This window comes from Streptomyces sp. HNM0575, from assembly GCF_012726265.1.
GTDB lineage: Bacteria > Actinomycetota > Actinomycetes > Streptomycetales > Streptomycetaceae > Streptomyces.
The window spans coordinates 597,164-610,859 of the sequence record NZ_JAASAG010000002.1; the positions used below are offsets into that span (position 1 = coordinate 597,164).

The window sequence follows — 13,696 nt, forward strand, 5'->3', positions numbered from 1 at the left end:
TTCCTCCGTCAGCCGGAGAACCAGCGGACCGGTGCGGGGCGCAGGTTCTCGTACACGTGCTTGGTCTCGCGGTACTCGGCAAGCCCGTGCGGGCCCAGCTCGCGGCCCACTCCCGACTTGCCGAAACCACCCCACTCGGCCTGCGGCAGATAGGGGTGGAAGTCGTTGATCCACACGGTGCCGTGCCGCAGCCGGGACGCGACCCGGCGGGCGCGGGCCGTATCCGCGGAGAAGACGCCGCCGGCGAGGCCGTACTCGGTGTCGTTCGCCAGCGCCACCGCTTCGTCCTCCGTGCGGAAGGTCTCGACGGTGAGGATAGGCCCGAAGGTCTCCTCCCGGATCACCTTCATACGCCGGTGACAGTTGTCGAGGACCGTCGGCGAGTAGAAGTAGCCGTCGGCCGGGCGCACGTCGGACGGCACGGGCCGCTCGCCGCCGCAGCGCAGCACAGCGCCCTCGTCCAGCGCGGACGCGACGTACGCCTCGGTCTTCGCCAGCTGCTGCGCGGAGACCAGCGGTCCGCACTCGACGCCCTTCTCGGTGCCGCGGCCGAGCCGGATGCGCTGGGCTCGGGCGGCGACTTCGGCGACGAACCGCTCGCGGACGGACTCCTCGACGATGAGGCGGGCACCGGCCGAGCAGACCTGGCCGCTGTGGATGAAGGCGGCGTTCAGCGCCTGGTCGACGGCGGTGTCGAAGCCCTCTTCGGTGTCGCAGGCGTCGGCGAAGACGACGTTGGGGTTCTTGCCGCCCAGTTCCAGGGCGACCTTCTTCACGCCGGGCGCCGCGGCCTGGGCGACCTTCGTACCGGAGAGGAGTCCGCCGGTGAAGGAGACCAGGTCCACGTCGGGGTGCTCGGAGAGGCGGGCGCCGACGGGGTCGCCCGCACCGGTCACGAGGTTCGCGACCCCCGGGGGAAGCCCGGCCTCGGCGAGCAGCTTCACCAGGTGGACGGTGGTCATCGGCGTGATCTCACTGGGCTTGATCACGAAGGTGTTGCCCGCGGCCAGCGCGGGTGCGACCTTCCAGCTGGCCTGGAGCAGCGGATAGTTCCACGGCGTGATCATGGCGCAGACGCCGACGGGCTCGTGCACGACGACGCTGTGCACGTCCGGGTCGCCGGCGTCGACGACCCGGCCGCCGGACTCGCCCGCGACGAGGTCCGCGAAGTAGCGGAAGGCCGCGGTGACGTCGTCGACGTCGACCCGGCCCTCTTCCCACGTCTTGCCCGCGTCCCGGGACTCGGTGAGGCCTATCTCCTCGCGGTCGCGCTGGAGGAGGTCCGCGACTCTGCGCAGCAGTGCGGCGCGCTCGGCGACCGGTGTACGGGGCCACTCGCCCTCGTCGAATGCGCGGCGGGCAGCGGCGACAGCGGCGTCGGCGTCCGGGACGCCGCCGTCTGCGACCACTGCGAGCGTGGTGGCGTCGGCAGGGTCGAGGATCTCCCGCGTCCCGCCGGCCTGCGCCGCGCGCCAGTCGCCGTCGATATGAATGCTTTCGATTTCGGACACCTTCTGAACTGCCTTCCGAGCTGTCACGACGCATCGTGTCACGAAAAAATCACATCGCGATCACGCTGAAATAAGGCCATGCGCTGGTCACATGACAAGAGCGAACCCTGCCCCGTCTCGGCGGTTGCATGTCCGTCCGGCTCAGATAAGTGGGTTTCCTCACGGCCGAAGTGCGGCGGAGCACGGTAAAGAGGCCGATAGGAGCCGTGCATGAACGTTCATAACGATTTGTGCGCATCGGCTTGGCTTGATCTTTCGCCTTCTGAACGGGAGGCCATTGACGCCGCCGAGGCATCCGTCTTCCTCGCCGCCGATCCGTACGACGGTGCGTGCCCCACGGCTTTACCTTGAGGGGCCTTTACGCAGCGGCCTTTACACAGCGGGTCTTTACGCGGCGGTCCTTACGCGACCGGTGATCGCAGCCGGAGAGGGACGGAATGCCGGAGCGAACCCGGCGTCGCCTTCTGACAGGCCGCTCGGGGCGGCCGGGTCGGCCCGGTCGGCCGGGTCGGACCCGCGGTCACGGGGTGGCCGGGTTGCCCAGGCCGTCGTCTCCGTCCGCGCCGCCGCTTCCGCCTCCGCCGCTGTCCGCCTGGCAGTCCACCCCCGTCGGGCAGAAGAAGGCCAGCGCCGTGTCCAGCCGCTCCTTCTCCTCCTTGGAGGCGCCGTCCTTGTCCGGGGCGTAGGCGATGACCGCGTACAGCTCGCCGTCCGCCGCCTCGAAGCGGTGGTCCACGACTCGGCGCGCTCCGCCGTGCTCGTCGGAGTCATAGGTGTATTCGAGGCGGGCCGCGGAACCGTCGCCGCCGTCGAGCCGGTCCAGGGACTTTCGCTCGTAGTGCTCGTTCTTCTCGGCGTTCTTCTCCGCGAGCTTCAGCGACTCGTACGGATCGGAGTCCTCCACCCAGAAGATCTGAAGCTGCTTGGAGCCGCTGGAGTTCTCATAGAACACCGCCTGCGGGCCGTCCCGCTCTTCCGTACGGCGGTCCCAGCCCTTCGGGACGGCCAGGCTGAAGCCCTCGGAGTCCTCCTGGATCTCATAGCCCTCGGGCGGGCCGGAATCGGTCGGACCGGCGGGGTCGGTGCTCCCGGCGGACTCGTCGGACTCCCCCGGCGCGCTCCTGCCCGGCCGCGACGTGGCGTCCGGGTCGTCCGGGGCGACCGCCGGCGACTGCGATCCGCCGCCGGGCGGCACAGGCTCGTCCTTCCAGCCGAGGGCCCACGCCCCGAAGACCAGCCCGCAGACGGCCAGCACCGCCAACGCGCCCTTGGCCGCCTGCCGTTGCTGCCGCGCGGAATCCTTGTGCTGCTCCGCCAGCAGCGTCTCCGCGTCGTGGTCGACCCACCGCTGCTGGTCGGCGTCGAAACGGATCACCGGCCCTCACCTCTCATCTCGCTCACCCCAGCACCTGCGCGACGGCCTGCACGACCGCTGCCGACGACGCGAGCAGGCCGACGGCGCTCGCACCCGCCTCCAGCCGGTCGCGGAGCCGGGCGAGACGGCCCTCTCCGGCACGGCCCGTACGCGTGATCTCGCCCTCGATCTCGCCCAGTTCACCGTCGACCGCCGCGGTCTCCTCGGTGGCGGCGAGCACGCGCATGTCCGCGCGCAGCGCCCGCACCGCCTCCAGGAGCGCCAGCGTCGCCTCGTCGGCGCCCGGCGGCACCGCACCGCTGTACGAAGTGGCCTGCCCCTGCGCTCCGGTGGCGATCGCGCCGCCCGTCATGGTGCCGATGTGCACGGCTCCGCCACCGCCGCCGCGCGGGCGCCCGCCGTCCGCACCGCCGCCCGGACGGCCCTCGCCGTCCCGGAAACGGTCACGGCCGGCTGCCGGATCGCGGTCCGCCGCGTGCCCGGACTCCTCGGCGCCGCCGGTCCCTTCGCCTCCGGGGGCCGCTGCGCCGGGCGGTCTCACGCCGGGCTCCTCTCGAGGTGCTGTGCCGTGCCGTGCTCGCCGGTGGCGACGGCACCGCCGCTCATGTCCTCGATGTAGACCCCGCCGTCGCGTACGTTCACGATCTGCTGCTCGAAGCGGTCGGTGCGGAAGCCGCGCTGCTCCAGAGCGTCCCGTACACCGTGGGCGATCCTGTCCTGCACCGTCTTGATGTACCGGCTGACGTCCATCTCCTGGAACAGCGACAGCTCGTTCGTGCTCGCCAGCTCCCGCACGGAGACAAGGGGGGCGTCCGGCGCCGCGTACTCCGGGGAGCTGAGCCAGACGCGGACGACCGACAGCAGGGTGCGCGCCGTGGCGATGCCCGCAGCGGCGGTGGCCGCCGGGGCCGTGAGGAAGGCGAGCAGTCCCTCGCGCAGCGGTCCGGCCGCGCGGCGCTCGACGATCGCGTCGATCTCCCTGAACTCCTCGGCGACCGGCCCCAGTACATGGGGAACGACCTCCAGGACGAGCATCCCGCCCTGGGTGTGTATCCGCACGAGCAGGGAGACGACGACCTGCTCGTGCCACGAGCCCACGCGGATGCGGAGGAAGTGCCTGCGGGTCTCCCCGCCGTCGTCGGCCGCCTCGGCGAGATGCTGCTGGACGCTCTCCGTCTTGTAGACACCGCTGTCCCGGCGGACCCCGGACGGCAGATAGACGAACTCCTCGATCTCCAGACCGCGGAGGCTGTCGCGGCTGGTGCGCGCCGTGGACTCCCGCAGCGCGACGAGCCGCGGCGTGATCATGTCGATGATGTGGCGACTGGAGAGGTGGTACGGCGGGGGCTGCTGCGGCTGCACCTGCTCCGGCTGCCCGCCGGGGCCGAACTGCCCGTCGGGGAACGGTGCGTCCGTAAGCCGGCCGTCCGCGAACTGCCCGTCCGGAAACCGACCTTCCGGCGGCTGCGCGTGCGGCATGGCGCCCGGATGCGGCGGCTGGACCGGATACCGCTGCGCCAACTCCGCCTGCTCCGCCTCCGCTTGGTGCGTGCCCGAGGCGGCGCCCAGGCCGGGCGCCACCGTGCCGTGCACGGCCTGCGGCGGCACGCCCGTAGCAGGCTCGGCGACGGGCGACTCCTTCTTGCGGCGCAGCTCCAGCGCGAAGGACCACGGCTTGTGCGGGACTCCGGCGCCGACGAACGGGCGGTTCGCGTCGTACAGCGTGGCCGGGGCGTGCTGCTCCTGGTCGATCGCGTCACCGATGCGCCGGTAACGCTCGGCGTACGGAAGTCCCGGCTGCTGCGCCGTGGCGAAGTTCTCGCGGCTGAGCTGCTCCCGCAGTGCGGCGGTGACCCTGATCCGGTGCAGCCAGACCACGGCGACCATCAGCAGCGGAAAGATCACCGGATAGGGATTGTCCGCGACGGCGCCGAGGGCCTTGACCCAGTAGACGACGGCGAGCACGCGGGCCGCGAAGGTCACGAACTGGCCCAGCCTGCGCCGGATCGCCGAACGCAGCGACCTGCGCGGCGCCCTCGTCCCCGCGTACAGCAGCGACTCGCGGCCCGAGACGGCGCGGCCGGCCCACAGCGCGAGAGCGACACCGGCGTAGAAGAAGACCCAGCTGATCGGCTGCTGGGACAGGGGCGAAATCCCGTCACCGCCGGGGAGAACGGCCGACGAGACGACTTCGCCGAGCGGAAGGCCGGAATCCCCGCCGAAACGGTCGTCGAGCAAATCCCAAGTCAGAAGCAGGGAGGCCGAGAAGAAACCGATCCACACCGCAAGCAGCGCGAGAGCGGCCTGCACCTCCTGCCGCCGCGCCTGAAGCGCATGGGCGAGCACGGGCCGCACGTCCACACCCAGCGACGGCGCGACGGGACGCTCCGCGTGCCCGACCAGCTCGTCGATGACCCGCTGGCGGAATCCGGCGTGCAGGCGCGCACCTGCGCACAGCAGACGCGTCGCCTCACTGTGAGCATGCGTGCGCATTGAGTAACTCATGAGTAGCCCCGATTTCCCCACGGTTCGTCCAGGGATTGACCTTGAACATACCGGAGGGGCCGCGCTGCCACCACGGCACTGAATTGCCTGTGGATAACGCTTCGGGAACGCCCCGGAGTTGGCCGTCCCGAGTGCGGGGAATGCGCCGACTTCCCCTTGGAGAAGGCGACTTCCCCCGGCGACGCCGGCTTCTGCCGCGGAAAGGGAACGACGCGGACGCGGCGGGCACACGCGTCCCGTGACGGCGTCCCGCGATCGCGGCCGGCGGCCGGCGGCCGCTCCGCGCACGCCTCGCGTCCGCACCTTGGCGCCTTCGCGTGGACCGCCACCCGTACGGGCAACGCGGAACGGGCCCGCGCGGCGCCGGGAGCCGTACTCCCGGGCCGTACGGGCCCGCCTGGGTGTGGTGCGCGTGCGTACCGCGCGGGGGTGTCAACGCCCGGCGTGCGCACGGGCGTTCAGCGTGCGGCGGCCGCGGCCACCGCACTCCGCACTCCGCACTCCGGACTCCGGCCAACGGACTCCGCGTCAGAGCAGGCCGAGACCGCGCACGGCCTCGCGCTCGTCCGACAGCTCCTGCACGGACGCGTCGATGCGCTTACGGGAGAAGTCGTTGACGTCCAGCCCCTGAACGATCCTGTACGCGCCGCCCTCGCAGGTGACCGGGAAGGAGGAGATCAGGCCCTCCGGAACGCCGTACGAACCGTCGGAGGGGATGCCCATCGACGTCCAGTCGCCCGCGGGCGTGCCGTTGACCCACGTGTGCACGTGGTCGATGGCGGCGTTGGCCGCGGACGCGGCCGAGGAGGCGCCGCGCGCCTCGATGATGGCCGCACCGCGCTTGGCGACGGTCGGGATGAACTCCTCGGCCAGCCACTTCTCGTCGTTCACGGTCTCCGCGGCGTTCTTGCCGGCGACCTCGGCGTTGAAGACGTCCGGGTACTGCGTCGCCGAGTGGTTGCCCCAGATCGTCAGCTTCTTGATGTCGGAGACCTGGGTGCCGGTCTTCTTCGCGAGCTGCGTGAGGGCGCGGTTGTGGTCGAGACGCGTCATGGCGGTGAAGCGCTCGCCGGGCACGTCGGGAGCGGCGGCCTGGGCGATCAGGGCGTTGGTGTTCGCGGGGTTGCCGACGACGAGGACCCTCACGTCGTCGGCCGCGTGGTCGTTGATCGCCTTGCCCTGCGGCTTGAAGATGCCGCCGTTCGCCTCCAGCAGGTCGCCGCGCTCCATGCCCTTCGTACGGGGCCGGGCGCCGACGAGGAGACCGACGTTCGTGCCGTCGAAGGCGACGTTCGGGTCGTCGGTGATGTCGATTCCGTGCAGCAGCGGGAAGGCGCAGTCGTCCAGCTCCATGGCGGTGCCCTCGGCCGCCTTCAGCGCCGGCGTGATCTCCAGCAGCCGCAGCTTCACGGGCACGTCGGCGCCCAGCAGCTGGCCGGAGGCGATACGGAAGAGCAGCGCGTAGCCGATCTGGCCGGCCGCTCCGGTGACGGTGACGTTGACGGGGGTGCGGGTCATGGCGGTCTCCGTAGTACCTGGCGATGGCATGTCGAGGGTGGAGGCCTTCCGGGGGCGTCTCCCCCTGGGGCCCCTCCCCGGGCAAGGGGGGAGAAAGCCAGGGGGAAGAGCCGGAGGGAACGCGCCCTGCCCTGTGCGGACATCTCTCTGGGTGTCTCCGGATGTCTCTACATCAAGAGACCCCGCGCCAGGCTATCCGACGCCCGATATGCGCCGGCAGCCGCCCGCGCAAGGAGGGATGGCGGGGGCGGCTGCCGGTGCGGGCCAGCCCGTGGGGGGGTGCTGAATGAGCGCATTCCCGGGATCGAACGATGCATGCATGTGCATTGATCCGAACACCAACGACTTTCGGCCAGCTTCAACACGGCCTGTACGGCGGTGAGTTGAGGCCGATTGCGGGCGGTTGAGGCCGGTTGGGTCCTCACGCGGTGACGCGCCGACCGGGCCGGTCGGCGGGCGGCGGGCGCCGCCTGTACCGGCCGTGCCGCCGTCGCTGCCGCTGCCGTCCTAGCCGCCGCTGTTGCCGCCGTTGCCGCCGTTGCCGCCGCTGCCGCCGCTGCCGTCCTAGCCGCCGTTTCCGCCGTTGCTGTTGCCGCCGTTGCCGTTGCCGTTACCGTTGCCGTTGCGCGAACCCGACGTGCCCGCGGTGGCCGCCGTGCCCGCCGTCTCCGCGGGTGCCGCCGAGCCCGTACCGGCCGTGGCCTCCGTGTCACCCGCGCCCGCGTCGGTGCCCGCCTGACCGGCCGAACCGGCCTTCGTACAGCCCGTCGTACCGGCCACGAGCGTGGCGCACGCGCGCGCTTCGGTCGCCGAACGGACGGAGACCATCTCCGTATAGGCGTCGTTCGTCGAGCCGACCTTGTCGCTCTCGGCCTGCCCGCCCGCGCTGATCTTCAGGCTGTCGCCCTGCGCGGCGCCCGTGATGCGGCCCCAAGCGGCCCGGCAGACCTCGCTGTAGCGCACCTCGACCATGCTCGGTCCGACGAACGACGAGTTGCTGCTCTTCACGTTCTGGCCGCCGCAGCCCATCTTCTCCGGGTCCTTGCCCGAGCAGCTGCGGCCGCGGCACTTCACACCGGCGGGCAGGTCGCGTTGCGGGGACTTCGCCGAAGGAGAAGGCGAGGCGGAGGAGTTCTGCGTGCCGCCCGGCAGGCCGAAGACCAGCACGCCGACGCCCAGCACCGCGAACACCCCCAGTGCTCCCCCGAGCAGCGCCGCGACCTGGCGGCCCCGGGAGGAACGGCCGTGTCCGGGCCGGAAGTCCACATCCGGTCCGCCCGCCGCCGCGCCCGGCGTTGCGTCCTGCGCGTCGGGACCGCCCGCGCCGTCAACTCCCGTACTCCCGGCGCGTTCCGCACGGAAGTCGTCTGCGCCGGGCCGATACGCCGGCGGGCCCGAGCCCGTACCGGCGCCGTCCCGCGGGCCCGGGCGGCCCTCTCCCGCCGCGCCCCAGGAGGCCACGTCGACCCGCTGCGCGGGAAAGCCTCCCGGAGCACCGGCACCCGCACCGGCACCGGCACCCGCACCGGCAGAGGAGCCGGCGCCGCCATCTCTACCGGTCCTCGTCCCCCGGCCGCCCGCGGCTTCATGACCGCCCCGGCCGGGAAGCGGCCGGGGCCGCAGCACGGCCGTCTCGTCGTCCATCGGCGGGCGGCCGGTCTCCGAGGGAGCGGCGGGCGCGGCGGCGGAAGCGGAAGCGGTACGGGAGGCGGTGGGGGCCGCGGCCCCGCTGCGCGCACCCGGCACGTCGGAGGTCGAGGGCGGGGAGAAGAAGCCCGAAAAGGCCGCGCGGCTCTGCGAGTTCTCGGCGGCGACCAGGGGGATCTCCCCCGTCTTCTCCTTCCACTCCTCTTCCTTCACGGCGGCGTCAGGGCCGCCGGCTTCCGCCGAACGCCCGGCGGCGCCGTCCTCGTCCCGGCCCTGCTCGCGGTTCTTGTTCTTGTCCCTGTCCTTGCCCCGGCCCTTGCTCTTGTCCTTGTTACGGCCCCACTTGCGGCCCTTGGCCGGATCCTCGTCCCAGAACTCGCCGAGCGCCTCCCGCGCCTGCGCGACGCGGATGGCCTCCATCGTCTGGTCGTGCCGCATCTCGTCCCGGCTCCACGCCCGTTCGGCCAGCTCCCACATCGTCTCCAGGTGACGGATGTCGGTCCCCGTGACGTCCCCCAGCGCGTGCGTGGCGCCGCGCGGCGGCAGCAGCCGTCCGCCGAGATATCTCTCCCAGGAGGACTTGCTGTAGCCCGTACGGTCCGCGATGGTCGCGACGCTCATTCCGCTGCGGTCGACCAGCCGTCGCAGCTGGCTGGTGAACTCCCGGATCTGCGGGTCCAGTTCCTCCGGTAGCGGCCTCCACCGAGGCATGGTCCTCCCCCTCGTCCCCCGAGTTCGTCGACAATTCCCGCGCCAGATCGTCACCTAGTCTGCCACCCCGTCCGGGGAGTGCATCCACGGCTGCGGCCCGCACTTCCACAAGGAAGTACGGGCCGCGGCAACGGGTTTCCTCACACGTCACAGCACGTGTCGGCGTATGCGCCCTGGGGCGCGGGACGGAGCACGACGGGACGGGGCAGAGACGGCGGAGCCTCCTGAACCGGGCGCCGCACGCGCCCTGTTCGCCGGTGCGCCCCTACCTGTTCGCCGGTGCTGTCCGCCGCTGCGCCCTTACGGCCTCCGCCCCGCCGGACGGCTGTCCGGCTGTCCGGCCGCTACCGGCCGACCACGAAGTGCAGGATCTTCTCCAGCACCGGGATCTTCAGCCACGGCTCGGGCTGCGCCATCATCGCCAGCAGAATTATCGACAGCCCCAGCACGCCGTACGTGACCATGTCCGTGTACGGCGACCGCACGGCCAGCATCCCGACGGACGGCATCAGCCAGCGCATCACCGCACCGCCCAGCAGCGACAGCCCGATGATCAGCGTCCCCGCGCGGAACTCGGCGACGGTCACCAGCAGACCGATCAGCACCCCGCAGCAGACCGCCAGCAGCGGCCACTGCCGGTACGGCGCCGCGTGCCCGGCGCCCATCGCACGCCGGCCGCCCTCCGGCCGCGCCGTGTCGCGCGTCACCGACGGGAAACGGCGCGACGTACGCGAAGTCCCTCCAACTGGCACCGAAGTCACTCCCCCGCGGCCCGCTCGGCCGCCTCCACGACGTTGACGAGCAGCTGTGCGCGGGTCATCGGGCCCACGCCTCCCGGGTTCGGCGAGATCCACGCCGCGACATCGGCCACGCCCGGGTGCACGTCTCCGACGATCTTGCCCTGCTCGTCGCGGCTGACGCCCACGTCCAGCACGGCGGCCCCCGGACGCACGTCCTCCGGCTTGACCAGATGCGGCACACCGGCCGCGGCCACGATCACGTCCGCCTGCCTCAGCAGCGCGGGCAGATCGCGGGTGCCGGTGTGGCACTGGGTCACCGTGGCGTTCTCGCTGCGCCGCGTCAGCAGCAGCGGGATGGAGCGGCCGACGGTGATGCCACGGCCGACGACGACCACATGGGCGCCGTTCAGCTCGACGCCGTGCTCGCGCAGCAGCTCGATGATGCCGCGCGGGGTGCAGGGCAGCGGACCCGGCTCGTTCAGCACGAGACGGCCAAGACTCGTGGGGTGCAGCCCGTCCGCGTCCTTGTCCGGGTCCATCAGCGCGAGCACGCGGTTGGTGTCGATGCCCTTGGGCAGCGGCAGCTGCACGATGTAACCGGTGCAGTCCGGATCCTCGTTCAGCTCCCGCACGACCGCCTCGATCTCCTCCTGGGTGGCGGTGGCGGGCAGCTCGCGCCGGATCGACCGCACGCCGATCTGCTCGCTGTCCCGGTGCTTGCCCGCGACGTACTTCTGGCTGCCGACGTCGTCACCCACGAGCAGGGTGCCGAGGCCGGGCGTGACACCGCGGGCGCGCAGGGCGTCTACGCGCTCCTTGAGACCGGACTTGATCGCTGCTGCCGTGGCCTTGCCATCGAGAATCTGGGCCGTCATGCATCCCATACTCCCGGATGCGGGGGCCCGGCCGAAATCCGGGCGGCGTGAGCGTCGAGTTGCGGATTCGCCACATTCCGAGATCTAGCTGGACAGCATGCGCTTCCGGCTACCAACATGATTCGCCGACGCCGCGCCCGCACCACGAGGGGCCGACGGCCGGCGTCGCAAATCGGGGGAGGCACATCGTGCAGAGCACGCGGCTCACGCAGCCCAATCACGGCGACTGCGGGGGCGGAACTGTCGTTCCCTCGAGGACTTCGGCCCATTCCGTCCCCTGTAGAACGCCCGGAGGCACGTACTCGTGAGCTATCCACCACCGCCCGGCCAGGACCCGAACAACCCCTACGCGCAACAGCCGCCGCAGCAGCCCCAGCAGCAGGCGTACGGCTACCCGCAGCAGCCGGGGGGCGTGCCGCAGCAGCCCGGTCAGCCCGGGTACGGATACCCGCAGCAGGGCGGCTACCAGCAGCAGGGCGGTTACCAACAGGGCGGTTATCAGCAGCAGGGTGGTTACCAGCAGGGCGCCTACCAGCAGCCGATGCAGGGCGTCCCCGGGCAGCCCGCGTACGGATATCCGCAGGCGCCCGGCACCGTGCAGGCCAACAACGGCTACATAAACATCAATTACCTCGGCACGGTGCAACTGGCCACGATGGGACAGCGGTTCCTGGCACGCCTCATCGACGGTCTGATCCTGGGCACGGTCTACACGATCATCATGGTCGCGGGCGTCGGCAGCGCTGTCGGCATCACCAACTCGTCGGTCGAGGACTGCGGCACCTACACCACCCCCGGGTACAGCGAGTGCGTACAGGACGCCCAGGAGGCGGGCATGGGCGCCCTGGGGATCTTCCTCGTGATGTTCCTGATCATCGCCGTGATGATGGCGCTCTACGAGTGGCTGATGATCGCCTTCAGGGGCGCGACCTTCGGCAAGATGGCCATGGGCCTCCGCGTGATCCGCGAGGCGGACGGTCAAGTCCCGGGCGTGGGCCCCGGGTTCATCCGCTACATCATCCCCGTCGCGGGTGCGCTGGTCTGCTACGTCGGTGCGCTGCTCGTCGTCCTCTCACCCTTCTTCGACAACAGCGGGAAGCTCCAGGGCTGGCACGACCGTGCCGCCGGCACCGTGGTCATCAAGAAGTAGCCGTTCGCAGACCAGCCGTTCGCAGACCAGCCGTTCACGCGAGGCGGACGGCCTCACGGAAGCAGTGGTCACGGCGGAGTGACCGTGCTGCGAACCCCCGGTGCACCCACCAGGACGGTGTGCCGGGCAGGGCGGACCGTATCGTTTGTCCCGTCGCAGCGTCACGTACGGGGGCCGTGCCGCGGGACACCGGGGGCGCGGCCCTTCGTACGCTCTCTCACACACGCCGGCTCGCATACGCCGGCCCGCACACGTCGGCTCGCACGGACCGGCTCGCACGGACCGGCTCGCACGGACCGGCTCGCACGGACCGGCTCCGACAGCCAGGCCATCTCCCCGACTGAAGGGTCACAGCGATGAGTTACCCACCGCCGCAGAACCCCTATGAGGGCGGCAACCCTTATCAGCGTCCGCCGCAGCAGCCCCCGCCGCAGCAGGGGTACGGCTATCCGCAGCAGCCGGGCCAGCCCGGATACGGCTACCCGCAGCAGGGCGGCTTCCAGCAGCCGGTGCAGGGCGGCTATCCGCAGCAGCCCGGCTTCAACTACCCCAACGCCCCGGCGACGATGCCGGGTTCGGTGAACGCGGTGCGGATCATCCTGTTCATCCTGGGCGGCCTCGGACTCCTGGGCGCCATCGGCAACTTCATCCAGGCGGCGATGTTCAGCGCCAACAGCACGGAGTTCGCCAACCTCGGCGCCGGACTGATCGTCGCCCTCGGGGTGGTCGGGCTGATCATCAGCGCCGGGGCGATCTTCCTGGGCACGCAGTTCAACAGCGGCGGCAACACCGTCCGCATATGGACCATCGTCTACGGCTCGCTGATGGCCGTGTTCGGGCTGCTCACCCTCATCGTCATCGTCGGCATCATCCCGCTCGCGCTCGGCATCCTGATCATCGTCTTCATGGCGAAGGAAGACGGCTCGCAGTGGTTCAACCGCCCGCGCTACTGACGCGCACGCCGCATCCGGCGACGAGGGGCCGTGCGGCCCGCGGCACGGCCCGCCGCGGCGCACGGCCCCCGGGGCGTCGGCCCGGGCTCGAAGCCCCGAACGCTCAAACGCTCACGCTGCGGGCGTAGTTGACCTGCTGCATGATGTGGTGCACCGCCATCGGGTCGTGCACCGGGATCATCGTCGAGTGGAACTTCCCGCCGCTGTTCACGGTCACCTGGACGTGACCGGCCGTGGTGCGCTCCTTCATCAGCAAGAAGAGCAGCCCGAGGAAGCAGAAGAACACGAAGACCACCGCGAGCACGATCGCGTGCGTGGGTATCCGCTCCTCCGTGCGCGACATGTCCGTGATCGTCCAAGTGGCGCCGCTCAGCGGCATCTTGCCCGCGGGCGTGACGATGCCGTCGGCCGTCACCGTGATGTCCCCGATGACGACCAGGGGTTGTGCGTAACCCCCGCCGAAGCCCCCGTCCAGGCCCCCGGCCCCCGCGGGGCCCGCGCCGGGCGGCTGGGCGTATCCCCCCGGAGGACCGGGATATCCGTACGCGGCTCCACCGCCCTGACCGGGCGGCGGCTCGGCCGGCCCGAATCCGCCCTGCTCCGGCGTTGATCCGTCTTTCATGACATCCGAGTATGACGTACCGAGGGAAGCGGCGCCTCAGCGGAAGCGGTGCTCGGCGAAAGCCGTGCCCGGCGGAACCGCCGCCTCAG

The 13,696-nt window shown here is 71.3% G+C and carries 11 protein-coding genes; 2 read left to right on the top strand and 9 right to left on the bottom strand.

Translation table 11 applies throughout. The features are described 5' to 3' along the window. Nucleotides 1-8: 8 nt before the first annotated feature. The 8 genes from HCC61_RS06490 to HCC61_RS06525 form a co-directional block, all read right to left on the bottom strand. On the bottom strand, nt 9-1,511 hold the full coding sequence (locus tag HCC61_RS06490; RefSeq protein WP_169134272.1) for an aldehyde dehydrogenase family protein: 1,503 nt from the start codon (nt 1,509-1,511) through the stop codon (nt 9-11). Between the two features lie 520 nt (nt 1,512-2,031). Next, the gene (locus HCC61_RS06495; protein WP_169134273.1) at nt 2,032-2,886 is read right to left on the bottom strand and encodes a hypothetical protein; all 855 of its coding nucleotides are present in this window, start codon (nt 2,884-2,886) and stop codon (nt 2,032-2,034) included. Between the two features lie 22 nt (nt 2,887-2,908). Further along, on the bottom strand, nt 2,909-3,427 hold the full coding sequence (locus HCC61_RS06500; RefSeq protein WP_169134274.1) for a hypothetical protein: 519 nt from the start codon (nt 3,425-3,427) through the stop codon (nt 2,909-2,911). Further along, nucleotides 3,424-5,379: a hypothetical protein gene (locus HCC61_RS06505; RefSeq protein ID WP_169134275.1), complete on the bottom strand. Its 1,956-nt coding sequence runs from the start codon at nt 5,377-5,379 to the stop codon at nt 3,424-3,426. The genes HCC61_RS06500 and HCC61_RS06505 overlap by 4 nt, the downstream gene beginning before the upstream one ends. Nucleotides 5,380-5,919: 540 nt before the next feature. After that, entirely contained in the window at nt 5,920-6,909 is a 990-nt protein-coding gene (locus tag HCC61_RS06510) for a malate dehydrogenase (protein WP_169134276.1), read from the bottom strand. A 564-nt stretch (nt 6,910-7,473) separates the two neighbouring features. After that, nucleotides 7,474-9,267, bottom strand: a complete 1,794-nt coding sequence (locus tag HCC61_RS06515; RefSeq protein ID WP_169134277.1) for an XRE family transcriptional regulator — start codon at nt 9,265-9,267, stop codon at nt 7,474-7,476. A gap of 344 nt (nt 9,268-9,611) precedes the next feature. Continuing rightward, nucleotides 9,612-9,974 carry a DUF3017 domain-containing protein gene (locus HCC61_RS06520; protein ID WP_346777058.1) on the bottom strand — a complete coding sequence of 121 codons (363 nt, stop codon included), beginning with the start codon at nt 9,972-9,974 and terminating at the stop codon, nt 9,612-9,614. A gap of 50 nt (nt 9,975-10,024) precedes the next feature. Beyond that, entirely contained in the window at nt 10,025-10,882 is an 858-nt protein-coding gene (locus HCC61_RS06525) for a bifunctional methylenetetrahydrofolate dehydrogenase/methenyltetrahydrofolate cyclohydrolase (RefSeq protein ID WP_169134278.1), read from the bottom strand. 304 nt (nt 10,883-11,186) lie between these two features. Between HCC61_RS06525 and HCC61_RS06530 the strand changes: the two genes are divergently transcribed. Beyond that, a complete protein-coding gene (locus HCC61_RS06530) occupies nt 11,187-12,032 on the top strand; it encodes an RDD family protein (RefSeq protein WP_169134279.1) in 846 nt (281 codons plus the stop codon). A gap of 356 nt (nt 12,033-12,388) precedes the next feature. Next, a complete protein-coding gene (locus tag HCC61_RS06535; RefSeq protein ID WP_169134280.1) occupies nt 12,389-12,985 on the top strand; it encodes a hypothetical protein in 597 nt (198 codons plus the stop codon). A 103-nt stretch (nt 12,986-13,088) separates the two neighbouring features. Here HCC61_RS06535 and HCC61_RS30090 read toward each other — a convergent pair whose 3' ends face one another. Further along, complete coding sequence (locus tag HCC61_RS30090) at nt 13,089-13,607, bottom strand: hypothetical protein (RefSeq protein ID WP_206322147.1); 519 nt, start codon at nt 13,605-13,607, stop codon at nt 13,089-13,091. Between the last annotated feature and the right edge of the window lie 89 nt (nt 13,608-13,696).

Coding starts and splice junctions, on each gene's coding strand:
- HCC61_RS30090 (WP_206322147.1), bottom strand. CDS start 13,607: ATGAAAGACGGATCAACGCCGGAGCAGGGCGGATTCGGGCCGGCCGAG.
- HCC61_RS06510 (WP_169134276.1), bottom strand. CDS start 6,909: ATGACCCGCACCCCCGTCAACGTCACCGTCACCGGAGCGGCCGGCCAG.
- HCC61_RS06505 (WP_169134275.1), bottom strand. CDS start 5,379: ATGCGCACGCATGCTCACAGTGAGGCGACGCGTCTGCTGTGCGCAGGT.
- HCC61_RS06525 (WP_169134278.1), bottom strand. CDS start 10,882: ATGACGGCCCAGATTCTCGATGGCAAGGCCACGGCAGCAGCGATCAAG.
- HCC61_RS06535 (WP_169134280.1), top strand. CDS start 12,389: ATGAGTTACCCACCGCCGCAGAACCCCTATGAGGGCGGCAACCCTTAT.
- HCC61_RS06515 (WP_169134277.1), bottom strand. CDS start 9,267: ATGCCTCGGTGGAGGCCGCTACCGGAGGAACTGGACCCGCAGATCCGG.